The sequence below is a fragment of the Methanolobus mangrovi genome (assembly GCF_031312535.1).
GTDB classification, from domain to species: Archaea; Halobacteriota; Methanosarcinia; order Methanosarcinales; family Methanosarcinaceae; genus Methanolobus; species Methanolobus mangrovi.
The window spans coordinates 149,663-163,244 of the sequence record NZ_CP133594.1; the positions used below are offsets into that span (position 1 = coordinate 149,663).

General features: G+C 42.5%; 15 protein-coding genes. 9 read left to right on the top strand and 6 right to left on the bottom strand.

The window, feature by feature from the left end; translation table 11 throughout:
• Positions 1 to 31: 31 nt before the first annotated feature.
• From RE476_RS00800 to RE476_RS00810, 3 genes are all read right to left on the bottom strand, one after another.
• The gene (locus tag RE476_RS00800; protein ID WP_309308269.1) at positions 32 to 808 is read right to left on the bottom strand and encodes an NYN domain-containing protein; all 777 of its coding nucleotides are present in this window, start codon (positions 806 to 808) and stop codon (positions 32 to 34) included.
• 61 nt (positions 809 to 869) lie between these two features.
• The gene (locus RE476_RS00805; RefSeq protein WP_309308271.1) at positions 870 to 1,211 is read right to left on the bottom strand and encodes a hypothetical protein; all 342 of its coding nucleotides are present in this window, start codon (positions 1,209 to 1,211) and stop codon (positions 870 to 872) included.
• Positions 1,212 to 1,497: 286 nt separating this feature from the next.
• Positions 1,498 to 1,725, bottom strand: coding sequence for a DUF1059 domain-containing protein (locus RE476_RS00810; protein WP_309308273.1), 228 nt, complete (start codon positions 1,723 to 1,725; stop codon positions 1,498 to 1,500).
• 204 nt (positions 1,726 to 1,929) lie between these two features.
• Here RE476_RS00810 and RE476_RS00815 point away from each other — a divergent pair, with 204 nt between their 5' ends.
• Positions 1,930 to 2,463 carry a putative ATP-dependent zinc protease gene (locus RE476_RS00815; RefSeq protein WP_309308275.1) on the top strand — a complete coding sequence of 178 codons (534 nt, stop codon included), beginning with the start codon at positions 1,930 to 1,932 and terminating at the stop codon, positions 2,461 to 2,463.
• 178 nt (positions 2,464 to 2,641) lie between these two features.
• Positions 2,642 to 3,718, top strand: a complete 1,077-nt coding sequence (locus RE476_RS00820) for a tetratricopeptide repeat protein (RefSeq protein ID WP_309308277.1) — start codon at positions 2,642 to 2,644, stop codon at positions 3,716 to 3,718.
• 139 nt (positions 3,719 to 3,857) lie between these two features.
• Here the strand turns inward: RE476_RS00820 and RE476_RS00825 are convergent, their stop codons facing one another.
• Positions 3,858 to 5,093, bottom strand: coding sequence for an ArsB/NhaD family transporter (locus RE476_RS00825; protein ID WP_309308279.1), 1,236 nt, complete (start codon positions 5,091 to 5,093; stop codon positions 3,858 to 3,860).
• A 106-nt stretch (positions 5,094 to 5,199) separates the two neighbouring features.
• Here RE476_RS00825 and RE476_RS00830 point away from each other — a divergent pair, with 106 nt between their 5' ends.
• The 5 genes from RE476_RS00830 (at position 5,200) to RE476_RS00850 (ending at position 9,422) form a co-directional block, all read left to right on the top strand.
• On the top strand, positions 5,200 to 5,931 hold the full coding sequence (locus RE476_RS00830) for a fumarylacetoacetate hydrolase family protein (RefSeq protein ID WP_309308281.1): 732 nt from the start codon (positions 5,200 to 5,202) through the stop codon (positions 5,929 to 5,931).
• The gene (locus RE476_RS00835; protein WP_309308283.1) at positions 5,931 to 6,230 is read left to right on the top strand and encodes a hypothetical protein; all 300 of its coding nucleotides are present in this window, start codon (positions 5,931 to 5,933) and stop codon (positions 6,228 to 6,230) included. The genes RE476_RS00830 and RE476_RS00835 overlap by 1 nt, the downstream gene beginning before the upstream one ends.
• A 115-nt stretch (positions 6,231 to 6,345) precedes the next feature.
• The gene (locus RE476_RS00840) at positions 6,346 to 8,055 is read left to right on the top strand and encodes a glutamate--tRNA ligase (protein WP_309308284.1); all 1,710 of its coding nucleotides are present in this window, start codon (positions 6,346 to 6,348) and stop codon (positions 8,053 to 8,055) included.
• Between the two features lie 97 nt (positions 8,056 to 8,152).
• Complete coding sequence (locus RE476_RS00845; RefSeq protein ID WP_309308286.1) at positions 8,153 to 9,106, top strand: YbgA family protein; 954 nt, start codon at positions 8,153 to 8,155, stop codon at positions 9,104 to 9,106.
• Between the two features lie 73 nt (positions 9,107 to 9,179).
• Positions 9,180 to 9,422 (top strand): hypothetical protein, encoded by a 243-nt coding sequence (locus RE476_RS00850; RefSeq protein WP_309308287.1) that lies wholly within the window; start codon positions 9,180 to 9,182, stop codon positions 9,420 to 9,422.
• A 73-nt stretch (positions 9,423 to 9,495) separates the two neighbouring features.
• Here the strand turns inward: RE476_RS00850 and RE476_RS00855 are convergent, their stop codons facing one another.
• Positions 9,496 to 10,086, bottom strand: coding sequence for a 30S ribosomal protein S3ae (locus RE476_RS00855; RefSeq protein WP_309308288.1), 591 nt, complete (start codon positions 10,084 to 10,086; stop codon positions 9,496 to 9,498).
• Between the two features lie 312 nt (positions 10,087 to 10,398).
• Between RE476_RS00855 and thiM the strand changes: the two genes are divergently transcribed.
• On the top strand, positions 10,399 to 11,184 hold the full coding sequence (gene thiM / locus RE476_RS00860; protein WP_309308289.1) for a hydroxyethylthiazole kinase: 786 nt from the start codon (positions 10,399 to 10,401) through the stop codon (positions 11,182 to 11,184).
• Positions 11,185 to 11,191: 7 nt separating this feature from the next.
• Complete coding sequence (gene thiE / locus RE476_RS00865) at positions 11,192 to 11,836, top strand: thiamine phosphate synthase (protein ID WP_309308290.1); 645 nt, start codon at positions 11,192 to 11,194, stop codon at positions 11,834 to 11,836.
• Positions 11,837 to 11,919: 83 nt separating this feature from the next.
• On the opposite strand, the gene RE476_RS00870 is transcribed toward thiE, so the two are convergent.
• The gene (locus RE476_RS00870; protein ID WP_406600971.1) at positions 11,920 to 13,491 is read right to left on the bottom strand and encodes a serine--tRNA ligase; all 1,572 of its coding nucleotides are present in this window, start codon (positions 13,489 to 13,491) and stop codon (positions 11,920 to 11,922) included.
• Positions 13,492 to 13,582: the final 91 nt, after the last annotated feature.

A 13,582-nucleotide genomic window follows, 5' to 3' on the forward strand; every position in this document is an offset into this window, starting at 1 on the left:
TTATTCTTGTCTTAATCAAACATTAGAATCATCAATCTCTCTTCCCTCTACTCCTCTTGTCTCTGATATAAACAACAACACTCTTACCAGCGCCATTCTGTGCTCTTTTATCAATATCAAACAGGTTTGTCGCTTCCACAAGTTCTCCGAGTTTCTTGTATCCGTAGTTCCTTGGATCGAAATCCGGACTGCGCTTGATGAGATTTCCGCCCACCTCTGCCAGGAAAGCCCATCCGTCATCATCAGCGGAATCCTCAACTGCATTTCTCAGGTGACTCACAAGCCTTGTGTCTCCCTTGAGTTCATTTGTATTCCACTTTTCTCTTTTAGATGAAGCAGAGGTATTTTCCGTTTCCGTTTCCTGTTTTCTCAGGATTTCAGTATAGATGAATTTATCACATGCTGAAATAAAAGCCATTGGAGTTTTCTTTTCACCAAAACCATAGACTTTAAGGCCTGCTTCCCTTATCCTCTGTGACAGGCGCGTAAAATCACTGTCACTTGAGACTATGCAGAATCCATTAAGTTTGTCAGTATAAAGCAGGTCCATAGCGTCAATTATAAGGGAACTGTCCGTTGCATTCTTTCCGGTGGTATAGGCGAATTGCTGTATCGGTTGTATGGAATGGTCAAGTAGTGTATCTTTCCATGAATTGAGGTTTGGTTTCGTCCAGTCTCCGTATATTCTTTTTACACTGGCGATACCATAGAGCGCAATCTCATCCATTAATCCTTCAATGATCGATGGCTGGGCATTATCAGCATCTATTAGCACAGCTAACTTATCCTGAATTCCGTTCTCTTCCATTCCTTACACCATTATAGTTTGATATCGTCGACGAACTGCAAGTTCAAAAAGAAGAAAGCATCTACTTATTAGCTTTCCTCAGACTCTTCATCTTTTCAAGCTCAGCTTCAAGTTCCTCTATTTTAGAATCATTGATTTTCTCAGCGAGTTCTTCAAGTTCTTTATCTGCCATCTTCAATGAACTCTGCAGTTTTTCAATGATATTCTTCTCGATGTCAAGTTTTTGTCTTTTTGTTTCGCTTATAAGATCCTCAACAAGTATCTTGCCTTCCTCTTTGCTGATCTTGCCTGTTTCGATCTTTTCCTTTACGAATTCTCTGATTCTCTCTTCTGACAATGCTGCAAGGCCTGCACCGATAAGTGCAGCTGCACCAAGAAGGCCTACTTTCTTCATTTTATCCATGTCAAAACTCCCATCAATTTGTATGCTGGCATGATTTTTATGGTAACATCAAGATATTCCCTGCTAAAATCCTGGGATTCTGCAAGTTAAGATCTAAACGTACCGAACAGGATGCCATGTCCCCACATCCAAATTTAATACAGATATAGAATTATTGGAAGTTCAATCTATATTAATACAATGGCACAAACAAAAAAGTTAGAAATGTGCAATGGGTGTTATGTAGTTCGCAGGACTGGTATACAAATCCTGCGAGATTAATGAATAAAAAAGCTTCTATTTCGCTTCAAGGCATTTCAAGGTGGCCGCAGCCACAACTTCTTCCAAGGAATGTAGATACCCTATGATTAAGGTTGTGAGCTTCACTCTCACTCATAGTCTCAAGGAGGTCCTTGTGTTCAGTTTCGATATGACCAAGCATATTCTTTTCAACTTCATCAATGTCATATCCAAGTGCTATATAGTCACAATCGCAAATTCCTACATCGCTGCATTTTACCATTCTCATTTTCATCAGGGCTGTGCTCCGCTTATCCTTATGAAAACCAATGCATGTAGTATGATATAAACTTAGTTAATTATGCCAATATGTGTCCTCTCCGTGATATCAGCGAAAGTATCATATTTGTAAATCCTACGATATGGATTTTGAATATATATTGGAATTCAGTCCTGCCAACTTATTTAACAATGGATATCAATAGTTATTTGAGCAGATATGAAGGTCAATGATCTCAAGGCAATTCTTAAATTCAGTGCAAAAGAAGAGGCCATGTTTGGCAGATTCGATCTTCCCAAGGATGCATTCTATCCAATGATACTTTCCCTGAAGGTGGGCGGTGCCTGGAGCTATTCTACAGGTGACCTCAAAAGCATCTCAGTTATGAAGGTGTTCACAACCTATAACGAGGAAACCGGAACAGGTCACACCATAGAGGAGGTCTATCTCTTTTTAGATCCTGAATATGTGTCAAAGGAAGGAACCGTATACAGGCTTGAAAAGTGCGGTGGCCGGGATGAACGGGCGCTGGTAACAAGGCCATACTCAGTGACCCTGAAAGCAAAAAGGATAATAGTTGCATCTATAAGTACGGAAAAGAAGAAGATATTCATCAAAGAACTCGATGAAAAAACAATGTCATTTACGGGTCCTTCTGCTTTTTATGCCGCCCATGAGATGGAACATCTGGAACATATCGAAATAGACGGTCTTCCAATGTGGGCTTTTGAGTATGAAGAAGTGAAAAGCTGATACTGCTATCCAACAAGCATAAATTATTCTGTAAAAACATTTTTATATTTCATATACATGCTTAAAAATGAGCAAAAACAATTATTCAATAAAGCCATAATAACTGGCAGGTACTAATTATTTCAAACTGTGCTGGACTCTGCAGGGGTGCGGTAATTGATTAAAAAAAGGTGTTAATATGGGAATGCTAGATGACGTAAAATCAAAGAAAAAGCAGAAAGCTGCTGAGAACTGGATGAAGATGGCCGATTCGGCCAAAACACTTGAAAAACAAATAGAATACTATACAAAATCACTGGATATCGATCCATATAATGCGGAAGCATGGTTCAAGAAAGGCAGAGGTCTCGAAAAGCTGGGACGTTTCGAGGAAGCTAAAAAGTCCTTTGACCTTGCAATAGAGATCGATCCTGATTATCAGGGTCTTATTGGCAAAAAATATGAATCAACTGCTTCTCCTGCACCTTCAGTAGCTGAGAATATATCTTTTGTAGCTGCTCCTCCCACACCAGTTGTTGCAGATGAGAAGGAAAGCGATGAGCAATGGACCACAGAAACCCCGGAGCCTGCTGTTGCAGAAGAACCGGTCATTGCAGAAGAGAGTGAACTGCTAGAGGAATTTGAATATTCATTCAGGCCTCCTGTAGGTGATGAGTCAATATTCAGCAATGTGATCTCCAGAGAAAGTGATGATAACGGTTCTCCGTCAACACTCAGGGAAGAAGAGGAAGAAGATGTTTTTGGCAGTAGCGATGAGGAGCCATCTGTATTATCTGAACCTGAGGTAATTTCAGGCAATAATTACGCAGCCGATAAAGAAGATGATGAAGCGTCTATATTTGCAGCATCTGTTCCTGCTGAGGTTGAAGAAGAAACAGTGGATGAACGGGAAGACACATTCTCCCCGACACCTGAAAAGGTAACTGAAGAACCTTCTTCATTCCGTAGCGATGAAAACATTATCGGAAGCAGAGAGCCTGTGACCTCCAGCGCTGAAGCGATTAACAAACCATCAGCAACTTTCGCTCCTGATTCCAAACCGGCGCAACAGGAAACCGCTACCGCAGGTTCTGATGAAAGTCCTGCAATATCAGGATATGTTCCATCATCAGGTGCTATTGCCAGTTCAAAGTCAGTTGCTTCTCAGGGAGTTGAGATCGTGGATATCAGGATACCATTAAATGAAACAATAAAATTCTGGGCAATAGGCATTGTTGCAATGCTTATAGTTCTGCTCATATCATCAATTCTTTAAATATCCTTGATTTCCGGGATTATTTTCACATGAAAATAGTAAAATGATGTCTGAGGGATCAGATATCATCTAATTTTTTATGATTCTCTTTTCTGTTTCTTGTTTTCGACATTTGCATTATTTGCTGAATAATTTGCTGTCATGACAGAAAGAGCCAGTATACGAATACCTGTGTAATGGTCAGTGGGATCCCAACCCTGGCAAACTCAATGAAACCGAGGGAAATATTGCCTTTACGCTCTGCATTCTGTATAATTATCACATTACTTGCAGCTCCGAGTATGGAGAGGTTTCCTGCGATGGTACTGCCTGCTGCAAGTGCAAGTAATCCTCCGGTCGTTACATGTGCGTGAGAGAGTATTGGCATGTACAGAGCAACAAGGGGAACATTTGATATGAACTGGCTAAGGAAGACACTTATTGGAAGTATCACGGAGGTCGCGGTGATATCCGCTCCAGAACCATTGATAGCATTTTGGAAAAACCCGCTGTTCCAGACGCTTTCCATAAGAATGAACATTGCTGCAAAGAATATGAGGGTGTGCCAGTCCATACTCTTCAGGACTTCTTTTCTTCTTTTGCTCAGCAACAGTACCGGTAATGCTGATATCATGGCTATATAGGTCAATTTGATATCTAATTGCAGGCCGGATAATGCTACCACTATTTTGATGCAGACAAGTAGCAGCACAAGTCCCAGTGATATTCTGGAAAGTCCGGCAAGCCTTGTATCCGTAATAGGTTGTTTTGTATGGTTCAGTGGAGAAGAGGTAAAGTGTTCCTTGTATGATATTTTGAGGAAGAGGTAAGCTATGAAAAGGTTGATCAGTGTTGGTAGCAGCAGGTGTTGCATAAATGTGAGGAAAGGTTTATTCATATCGCTTCCAAGTGCTATCAGGAGATTTTGTGGGTTTCCTATGGGACTTATAACACTGCCTGTGGTCACTGCAAAAGCCAGTGCTATCAACAATAATTTAGGGTCGATACGATGCTCTTTTGCAAGCAACAGCACAACCGGTGTGCCTATTATTGCAAGGGTATCATTCATCAGGAACGCTGATGCAAAGCCCATCCCAAATAGTATGTAAAGTATTACAGCGTCAGTTGATCCTGCATTTTTGAAAAAGTGATATGAAAGGTGGGACAGGTATCCGCTCATCTCAAGGGCTTGTCCGATAATGAACATTCCGAAAAGGAAGAGCATAACATCAATATTAACGGCATCAATTGCATCAGCTATTGATATCTGGTCTGTCAGAAGCACCATCAGGGCACCCAGGGACATTATCTGCCATATTTCAAGTCGGATGTTTCCAACCTGCCTTACGGCTGTAAGAAGGAACACAATTGCAAGTATGAATACAGGTATTATCATCAGAAATCCAGAATCAGTTAGGGTACTTAAATACTTATCTGACTTCACATTTTACTCTTCTTGAATACTCATCCTTATCTAGAATGAAAGCAAAACAGTTGCACTAATGTTTGGACGATTCAGGTGCAATGATGATGTATTTTACGGAGAGGTAAGTGGCAATACTGTAATTTCACAGGAAGGTGCAGTTATAGAGTATAAGCTATCCGAGTTAGAGGTGCTGCCGCCATCACATCCTTCAAAGATCGTTTGTGTGGGTCTCAATTATCATGACCATGCAACTGAACTTGGTTTGAGTGTCCCTGAAGAACCAATACTTTTTATTAAGCCCCCGTCTGCCGTGATAGGGCAGTATGGGAAAATATTGTACCCAAAAGTAAGCAAAAGAGTGGACTTTGAAGCTGAACTGGCTATTATTATCGGAAAAAGATGTAAGAATATAACCTATGACAGGGCTTATGACGTTATCGCCGGTTTCACATGTATTAATGATGTGACCGCCCGGGACCTGCAGCAGAAGGATGGACAGTGGACAAGGGCTAAATCTTTTGATACTTTTGCCCCGGTAGGTCCTTTCATAGTCCCTGTTGAGGATTTCAACCCGGAGGATGCTTCAATTGTAAGTCGTGTCAACGGGGAAGTAAAGCAGGATTCCAACATATGCAACCTGATATTTGATGTGCCGTACCTGATAGAGTTCATTTCTGGAATAATGACACTGGAAGTGGGTGATGTGATTGCAACAGGCACTCCTCCGGGTGTGGGTGAGCTTCATCCCGGGGATGTTGTAGAAGTAGAGATAGAAGGAATAGGAACTTTGACCAATGAGGTTGTATAATGCTATTCGATCAGGTTAACAGGGAACTGGAACTTGCCCAGCGCCATCTGGAAGTTTTAAAAGTGGTTATTGGCCGCGGACCTATTGGTATACTCAAGCTAGCAGAAGAAACAGGCATGCCTACACACAAGGTGCGTTATTCTTTGCGTGTGCTTGAACAGGAACAGTTGATAAAGCCTTCATCACACGGTGCCATTGCAGGTGATTCTGTGGAAAAGTTTCTCTCTGAGTTTGAAAAGGATATTGAGGAATTGATTGTCAGGGCAGAAGTAGTAAAAGATATCGGAAAATCCTTCTGACCATATATTTTAAGTTCAGTTCTTATAATTCAGCCTACTATGCCTATCTTTGCAGGGATTACGGAACTTTCCGTGTCCTTTATGAATGTTGATTTGATTTTTTCGGAGATCTATTATGACTTTAACTGATGAAGATAAGAAGACTATAGAGAAGTATGCACTCCAGAATGCTGTTAAATACGGCCAGGCACCACAGATTGGTGCTGTTATGGGTCGTGTTATGGGTGAGTGCCCTGAACTTCGTTCCAAGGCAAAGGACGTTACTCCGCTTATACAGGAGATCCTTGTGGAAGTTGCAAAGGAAACACCTGAACAGTGGCAGGCTCGCCTGGAAGCTATTGCCCCTGAGCTCATTGAGGAGCTAAACACTAAAAAAGAGCCTGATAAAGGTCTAAAGGCGTTGGACGTTGAAGAGGGACAGCAGGTTGTAATGCGTTTTGCACCAAATCCTAACGGTCCGCCAACACTTGGAAGTACCCGTGGTATCGTTGTAAACTCCGAGTATGTGAAAAAATACGGTGGCAAGTTCATCATACGCTTTGATGATACCGATCCCCAGACAAAGCGCCCAATGCTTGAAGCATACGACTGGTATGTGGATGATTGTAAATGGCTCGGCGCAGACCCTGATGAGATAGTCATCGCTTCTGACAGGGTACCTATTTATTATGATTATGCCCGCAAGCTCATAGAAATGGGACATGCATATGTCTGTTTCTGTGATGGTGCGGATTTCAAGAAATTCAAGGATGCAAAGGAGCCATGTCCGCACAGGAATGCAGGTCCTGAGGAAAATCTGGGACACTGGGACAAGATGCTTGCAGGTGAGTACGAGGAGAAATCCGCCGTCCTGCGTATCAAGACCGATATAACTCACAAAGATCCGGCATTACGTGATTTTGGTGCTTTCAGGATAGTAAAGACAGCTCACCCTCGTCCGGAAGTTGGAGATAAATACTGTGTCTGGCCATTGCTTGACTTTGAGGGTGCCATTGAGGACCATGAACTCGGTATGACTCACATTATCAGGGGTAAGGACCTGATGGACAGTGAGAAACGTCAGACCTATATCTACAATTACCTGGGCTGGACATATCCGAAAACAACTCACTGGGGTCGTGTAAAGATGCACGAGTTCGGTAAGTTCAGTACAAGTGGATTACGTCAGGCTATTGAAGCTGGTGAGTATTCCGGCTGGGATGACCCACGTCTTCCAACTATCCGTGCCATACGCAGGAGGGGTATTCTGCCCGAGGCCATCCGCAAGTTCATGATAGAGCTGGGTGTCGGTGAAACTGATATCAGCATCAGTATGGATTCTCTCTACGCAGAGAACCGTAAGCTTGTGGATTCGGTGGCAAACAGGTATTTCTTTGTATGGGATCCGGTAGAGCTTGAAATAACAGATGCAGAACCATGCACCACAACTCCTGCGCTTCATCCTACAGAGGACAGGGGATGTCGTGAGATCGAAGTGAACAACAAGGTCTATATCTGCAAGGAAGATGCTGAAAAGCTTCAGGAAGGTTCAAAGCTCAGACTCAAGGACCTGTATAACGTGGAAATAACTTCCATAGAACCCCTGCAGGCAAAGTATCTTGGCGATTCCATGGAATCCATGAAAAAGGAAAAGATGAGAATTGTTCACTGGGCCCCAATGGACGGGGTTCCTGTAAAGGTTCTCTCACCCGATGGTGAGTTCACAGGTATTGGTGAGAAACAGGTTGCTACAGAACTGGACAAGGTCGTACAGTTTGAGAGATTCGGTTTCTGCAGAATAGATTCTGTAGCCGAAGAAGTAGTGGCTTATTATACACATAAGTAAAAAGGGAATTCTGTTATTCCCTTTTTTATACATCTATTTTCATCCAAAAACTCTTTTTTGTTGTTTACTGTATTAACATACTATAGAGGTTCTTCTAATGTCCGGATTCCCACGCCCTATCATCGTGATCAGTAAATGTCTTGGCTTTGCAGCCTGCCGTTATGACGGAGAAATTATACCATTTCCTTTAGTCAGATCCATGAGGGCATATGTTGATTTTATCGATGTCTGTCCGGAGTGTGAGATTGGTCTGGGTGTTCCCAGAGAACCTATTAGCATAATCCTTGGTGATAAGAAAAGACTTATTCAAGCAGCGACAGGGCTTGATCTTACGGATAAGATGGAGGCTTTTGCAAGATCATATCTTGGAAAGCTGGATGATTTTAATGGTTTCATTCTAAAATCTAAATCTCCCTCATGTGGGATAGGTACAAGCAAAGTTTTCCCCGAACCTGATGCTGATGAGTACTTGTATCAAAATGAAAATGGTTTTTTTGCAGAGGCAGTGTTAAGGGATTATCCGGGTCTGCCTGTCATCGATGAAAAGCAAATAGAGGATTCTTTTCTCAGGGATCATTTCCTGACCCGAATATTCACAATGGCATCTTTCAGGGAAACTTCATCTTCCACAAAGATGCATGCATTGGTTGAGTATCATACAAAGAACAAACTTCTGTTCATGGCATACGATAAACAAATTATGACTGCTATGGGCAATATTGTTGCAAACAAGGATGATCTTCCGGTTGAGGCTGTTTATGAAAAATATCTGGTCCTTTTATCGCAGATCCTGTCAAAACCGGCAGAAACGGGTAATGTTGTTAATGCTCTGATGCATGCATTCGGCTATTTTTCCCGAAATCTCAGTGTCAGGGACAAGTTTCTTTTCATGAAGAAACTACAGGAATACCGCGAAGATAATTCTTCTGTTTTTGAACTGAAAAAATGGTTCATATCTAAAGCAGAGGAATTCAATGCAGACTATCTTCTGACGCAAACATTTTTCAGTCCTTATCCTCAGGAACTGTCCGGTAGTTTGCAGATAGTTTGATATGTTTTAAAACTGCATATTATATTGTCGATACAGTGTCCATCAGGGGTAAGCACAAAAGGAGGATATTGTCGTGGAAGATAGTGATGTCGAAAGAACTGATATTCAGGAATCGAATGAAGGCGAAGATGAAGAACTGATTGAAGTGTGTCCTGTCTGTGGCAGCCCAGACCTCTATTATGAGACCGGGGGGATTGAAGGCCTTTACCATTGTAAATACTGTGGTTATATTGGTGGATTTGTAATTGATGCCAACAAGAAAATGATGGGCCTTATACGTGATGAATACGAGCGCAAGCTCAGAATATCTGAATAAACTTACAGTTATTTTACCGGACAGATATTAAGAAAAGTAAAGATTAGGTGGTTAGAACCACCTGGATATTAATTTAAGCTTTTACAGGGACAGATTTTACTTCTGTCTTTCTGATCTCTACCCTTCTGAGTGGGTAGATGGACTTTGCATTCCTGTAAATGTTTGCGGAAAGCTTGCCCATGATAGCCTCTTCGATAAACTGCTCGTAGTTAAGTTCTGATGCACGCTCTTTTACGATGACGTTCATTACTTCTCTTATGCCTTTTATCTGGCTTGTTCTTGCTCTCTTAACAGTGAAGCATATTGGTTTCACTCTAACGATGTATCCGTCCTTTGTTGTAACGTCAAGGTTTGCGTCGATCCTTGAGGTCTGACGCTTTACGATAGAGCGCAGGTAATCTGTAGTGATCTCGTGACCAAGGAATCTGGTACTTGCGACGTCACCATTGACATCGTTGATCTCGAGTCTGAGCTTTGTGTTATGCTTTGTGAAATCGTTAGCAATTTCTCCGACAGTGGTCTCAACAACACGACCAATGAGCTGCTCCGGGGTTTCTGCAGGTGTAACTCCAATGTTAGCTCTGCTCATGAATTCAGGTGTTTCAACGTTGTACCATGTCTTAGACTTCCATTTGTCTAACTTTCTCTGCACTTTCCTTGCCAAGTAATTCCTCCGAATAAATGTGATTTGATGATAGATGTAATTCTAATGATGTAATGTAATTGTTCAACAAGCTGTCATAATATAATTCTGAAATAAGGTATGCACTGATAAATTGGCTCTCTATACTATGCATATCTCTATATAAAGAAATCGGTTAATCATTTCAGGCCGACAATTGTTTTAACTCAATTGTTTCACTTCCTGATTGTGAATTACAAAAAGTATTTTAGTGATAAATCCTTCTCTAGGATATTCACAATTGTAAATACATTATCACTAAAATGTCTTCCTGACATAAGGGGCAATTTGTATATGAATCTTCCACTGCAAAAAATAAGGGAAACAAAACCACTGGTACACCATATAACCAACTGGGTAACGATCTATGACTGTGCGAACATGACGAGGGCCTTCGGTGCCCTTCCAGTAATGGCCCATGCACCCCAGGAGGCTGCAGATATGACGGGTATCTCCTCGGCACTTGTGCTCAATATCGGTACTCTCACTGAAGAGCTGATCAATGCAATGCTCATATCGGCAAAAGCTGCAAATGAGAAGAGTGTTCCTGTAGTTCTTGATGCTGTAGGTGTGGGTGCCACACCTTTCCGTGATGAGATGGCAACAAAGATACTTGACTCCGTAAGAATTGATATAATCAAAGGCAATTATTCCGAGATTGCAAAGCTGGCAGGTGAAAATGCCCAGACCAGAGGTGTTGAAGCAACAGCAATTGATGCTGACCCGAAGCAGGTTGCAAAAGAGTTTGCAAGAACAAGGTCATGTGTTGTTGTAATGACAGGTAAGGAAGACATAATCAGCGATGGAGAAAGGACCTTTGTTGTTAAGAACGGACACGAGTCCATGGGCCTGATCGTAGGTACAGGATGTATGGCAGCATCTGTCATAGGTTCCTTCGCTGCTGTCAATGCAGATTACTGCGTTGCAGCAAAGGATGCATTGTGCTATTTTGGAATAGCCGGAGAACAGGCAGCTGAAAAGTCCGCAGGTCCGGGAACTTTCAAGATGTATTTCTATGACGAGGCATTTAACCTTTCAGATGAAAAAGTACAGTCCATGATGAATTTTGAAGAATGCTGAGTTGAGTATGGAACATAAAAGATCATTGTTGAAACTCATAGACTTCTACCTTGTGACTGATTCCGTTTTGTCTAAAAAAGGAACACTGTCAGATGTAGAGAATGCAGTTACTGCAGGTTGCAGGATAGTCCAGTACAGGGAAAAATCCAGAAGCACAAAGGATATGATCCTTGAAGCATCGCAAATCAAAACCCTGTGTGGCAGTGAGGCAATATTCCTGGTGAATGACCGGGTGGATGTTGCTCTTGCTGTTGATGCCGATGGTGTTCATATAGGTCAGGATGACATGCATATATCAACTGCACGGAATCTTCTGGGTCCTGATAAGATAATCGGTCTTACGGTCCACAATGTTGAAGAGGCTCTTGAAGCAGAACGGAATGGTGCTGATTACGTGGGTCTGGGTCCTATCTTTGACACCACCACCAAAAACGATGCAGGTGATGGTATCGGTCCGGAGAGCATCAGAGCTGTAAAAGATGCCATAGACGTTCCTATCGTTGCTATAGGTGGCATTAATAAACAGAACTGTGAAAGTGTTATTGTAGGTGGTTCGGACAGCCTTGTAGCAATTTCTGCGGTAGTGTGCAGTGATGATGTTGCCAGAGAAACAAAGGATTTCATTGACATTATAAAGCAGTTCAAGGAATAAGCAATAATAAAACAGAAACAGCAATTGAACTTGAATAACTAAAATAGTATTTTGATGGGTTTTTCCCATCAAAAACAAAAAGATCAGAGGAACCTGATTCCTCTGGGAACCTCTCCAACTCTTTTCCTGAATTCCTCAGGCCAGTTTGCAGGGTCCAGTCCTTTCTGTGCAAAGAACGCTGAAGCCCATCTTTCCAGTCCGACACCGGAACATCCGGACCAGAGTTCTTCTCCTGACTGGCATTTGACATTGAATCCTGATGGATACTTGTTGCCGTTCACACTGACATTCTGGAATTCCAGCCATTCTCCGTCTTCGCCGCGATAAGGCAGAACTGCTTCATAGTCGGTTGTTCCGGCCTCGGTCTGCTCAGAGACTCCGGTAAGTCCTTCCTGTGCCATGAACCATGGTGTAACCCATGCTTTTCTCCATTCGAGGTCCAGTATCTCATTGAAGATATGCATGTATCTCTCGTGCAGTTCATTGGCAGTCTTGATTACCTGTTCTTTGTTTCCAACCCAGAGGATCTCTATCCTGTGGAATTCATCCACACGTTCCATGCCGTGGATTCCACCACTCTCATACCTGTGTGAAGTTCCTGACCTGTCGAATACCTTGATAGGGAATTCATCTGTAGGTACTGTTTCACCCTGCAGGTATGTCCAGAATGGAGGGCACTGTGCATAGCACATTCCACCAATTGGGTCTCCTATCTTCTCTTTGATAAGGGATGTAGGGACCTCAAGGGTTACTTTATAATGGTCAATTACTTCTTCCCAGAACTCAGGGTCCCTGGTCTTTGGAGGACATACGTAATATATCTCAGGATAAACACCCTTTGCGTGTCCTGATTTCTGCCATACCTCCCATGGAACCAGCTTTGGGAAGATCATTTCCCTGTATCCCAATGGTTCCAGCAGTTCATCAAGAACTATCTTTTCAAAGGTCCTGAACATTTTAGTGGACTGCGGGCCATGTATCCACTGTCCCCTGCTGGCACCTCTCTTAAGCCATCCGGCTTCCATCATTGCCTTGGTAGGGTCTTCTGTGAATGCATGTTCCTTCTTTTCACTCTGCCACAGTACGTTCCAGTGCTCGGTCTTTCCGCCGTATTCTCCCTGCTCCAGTTTATCTTCCATCAGGGAAAGTATCCTGTCAGGAACACGATTTGACATTGCAGCTTCATCAACATCAAGTACAAGTTTGATGCTTCCATCCTTATATGTCATCTCGCTTACATAGGGAATCCTCATTGGAGGAAGTTCTTTTTCGGAAGGTACTTCAATTGTGTATGAGTCAACCTCTATTCCACGGACACCTATCTTGAACTCTTTTCCAAGCTTTCCAGCAAGTGGTTTTCTCATACGGAGCAGTGCATCGTGTACACGGACATGCCTGCCTGACTCGATGATGAGTTTTATCCTGTCACCCTCGACTCTCCATCCAGTGACCTTTGCACCCTGTCCCTCCGGTGCTCCTTTGGTAAGAATAGTGTGATTAGCCTCATGTATGTAGTCACCGATAACATCTGCAGCCGGTGTTGCATCGGCACTGGTCTTAAGTGAACACTCCAGCCTGAATTTGAAATTGATTACAGCTCCGAAACCTTCCGGTTTGTCTGCCGGACAGCATTCATCTCTTTTCTTTGCTTCCATTATGATTCCATTCCTTTTTGTGATTATGATAATTCAGCAGTGATAAGTAAGCTAAGATACCTGATTTCCACAAATATTTCTCTGTGTCTGG

Excerpts from the sequence above, each read along its gene's own strand:
- thiE (WP_309308290.1), top strand. The coding sequence starts at position 11,192 with ATGGAACATAAAAGATCATTGTTGAAACTCATAGACTTCTACCTTGTG.
- RE476_RS00820 (WP_309308277.1), top strand. The coding sequence starts at position 2,642 with ATGGGAATGCTAGATGACGTAAAATCAAAGAAAAAGCAGAAAGCTGCT.
- RE476_RS00800 (WP_309308269.1), bottom strand. The coding sequence starts at position 808 with ATGGAAGAGAACGGAATTCAGGATAAGTTAGCTGTGCTAATAGATGCT.
- RE476_RS00825 (WP_309308279.1), bottom strand. The coding sequence starts at position 5,093 with ATGATAATACCTGTATTCATACTTGCAATTGTGTTCCTTCTTACAGCC.
- RE476_RS00845 (WP_309308286.1), top strand. The coding sequence starts at position 8,153 with ATGTCCGGATTCCCACGCCCTATCATCGTGATCAGTAAATGTCTTGGC.
- RE476_RS00830 (WP_309308281.1), top strand. The coding sequence starts at position 5,200 with ATGTTTGGACGATTCAGGTGCAATGATGATGTATTTTACGGAGAGGTA.
- RE476_RS00870 (WP_406600971.1), bottom strand. The coding sequence starts at position 13,491 with ATGGAAGCAAAGAAAAGAGATGAATGCTGTCCGGCAGACAAACCGGAA.
- RE476_RS00815 (WP_309308275.1), top strand. The coding sequence starts at position 1,930 with ATGAAGGTCAATGATCTCAAGGCAATTCTTAAATTCAGTGCAAAAGAA.
- thiM (WP_309308289.1), top strand. The coding sequence starts at position 10,399 with ATGAATCTTCCACTGCAAAAAATAAGGGAAACAAAACCACTGGTACAC.
- RE476_RS00835 (WP_309308283.1), top strand. The coding sequence starts at position 5,931 with ATGCTATTCGATCAGGTTAACAGGGAACTGGAACTTGCCCAGCGCCAT.
- RE476_RS00840 (WP_309308284.1), top strand. The coding sequence starts at position 6,346 with ATGACTTTAACTGATGAAGATAAGAAGACTATAGAGAAGTATGCACTC.
- RE476_RS00810 (WP_309308273.1), bottom strand. The coding sequence starts at position 1,725 with ATGAAAATGAGAATGGTAAAATGCAGCGATGTAGGAATTTGCGATTGT.
- RE476_RS00805 (WP_309308271.1), bottom strand. The coding sequence starts at position 1,211 with ATGGATAAAATGAAGAAAGTAGGCCTTCTTGGTGCAGCTGCACTTATC.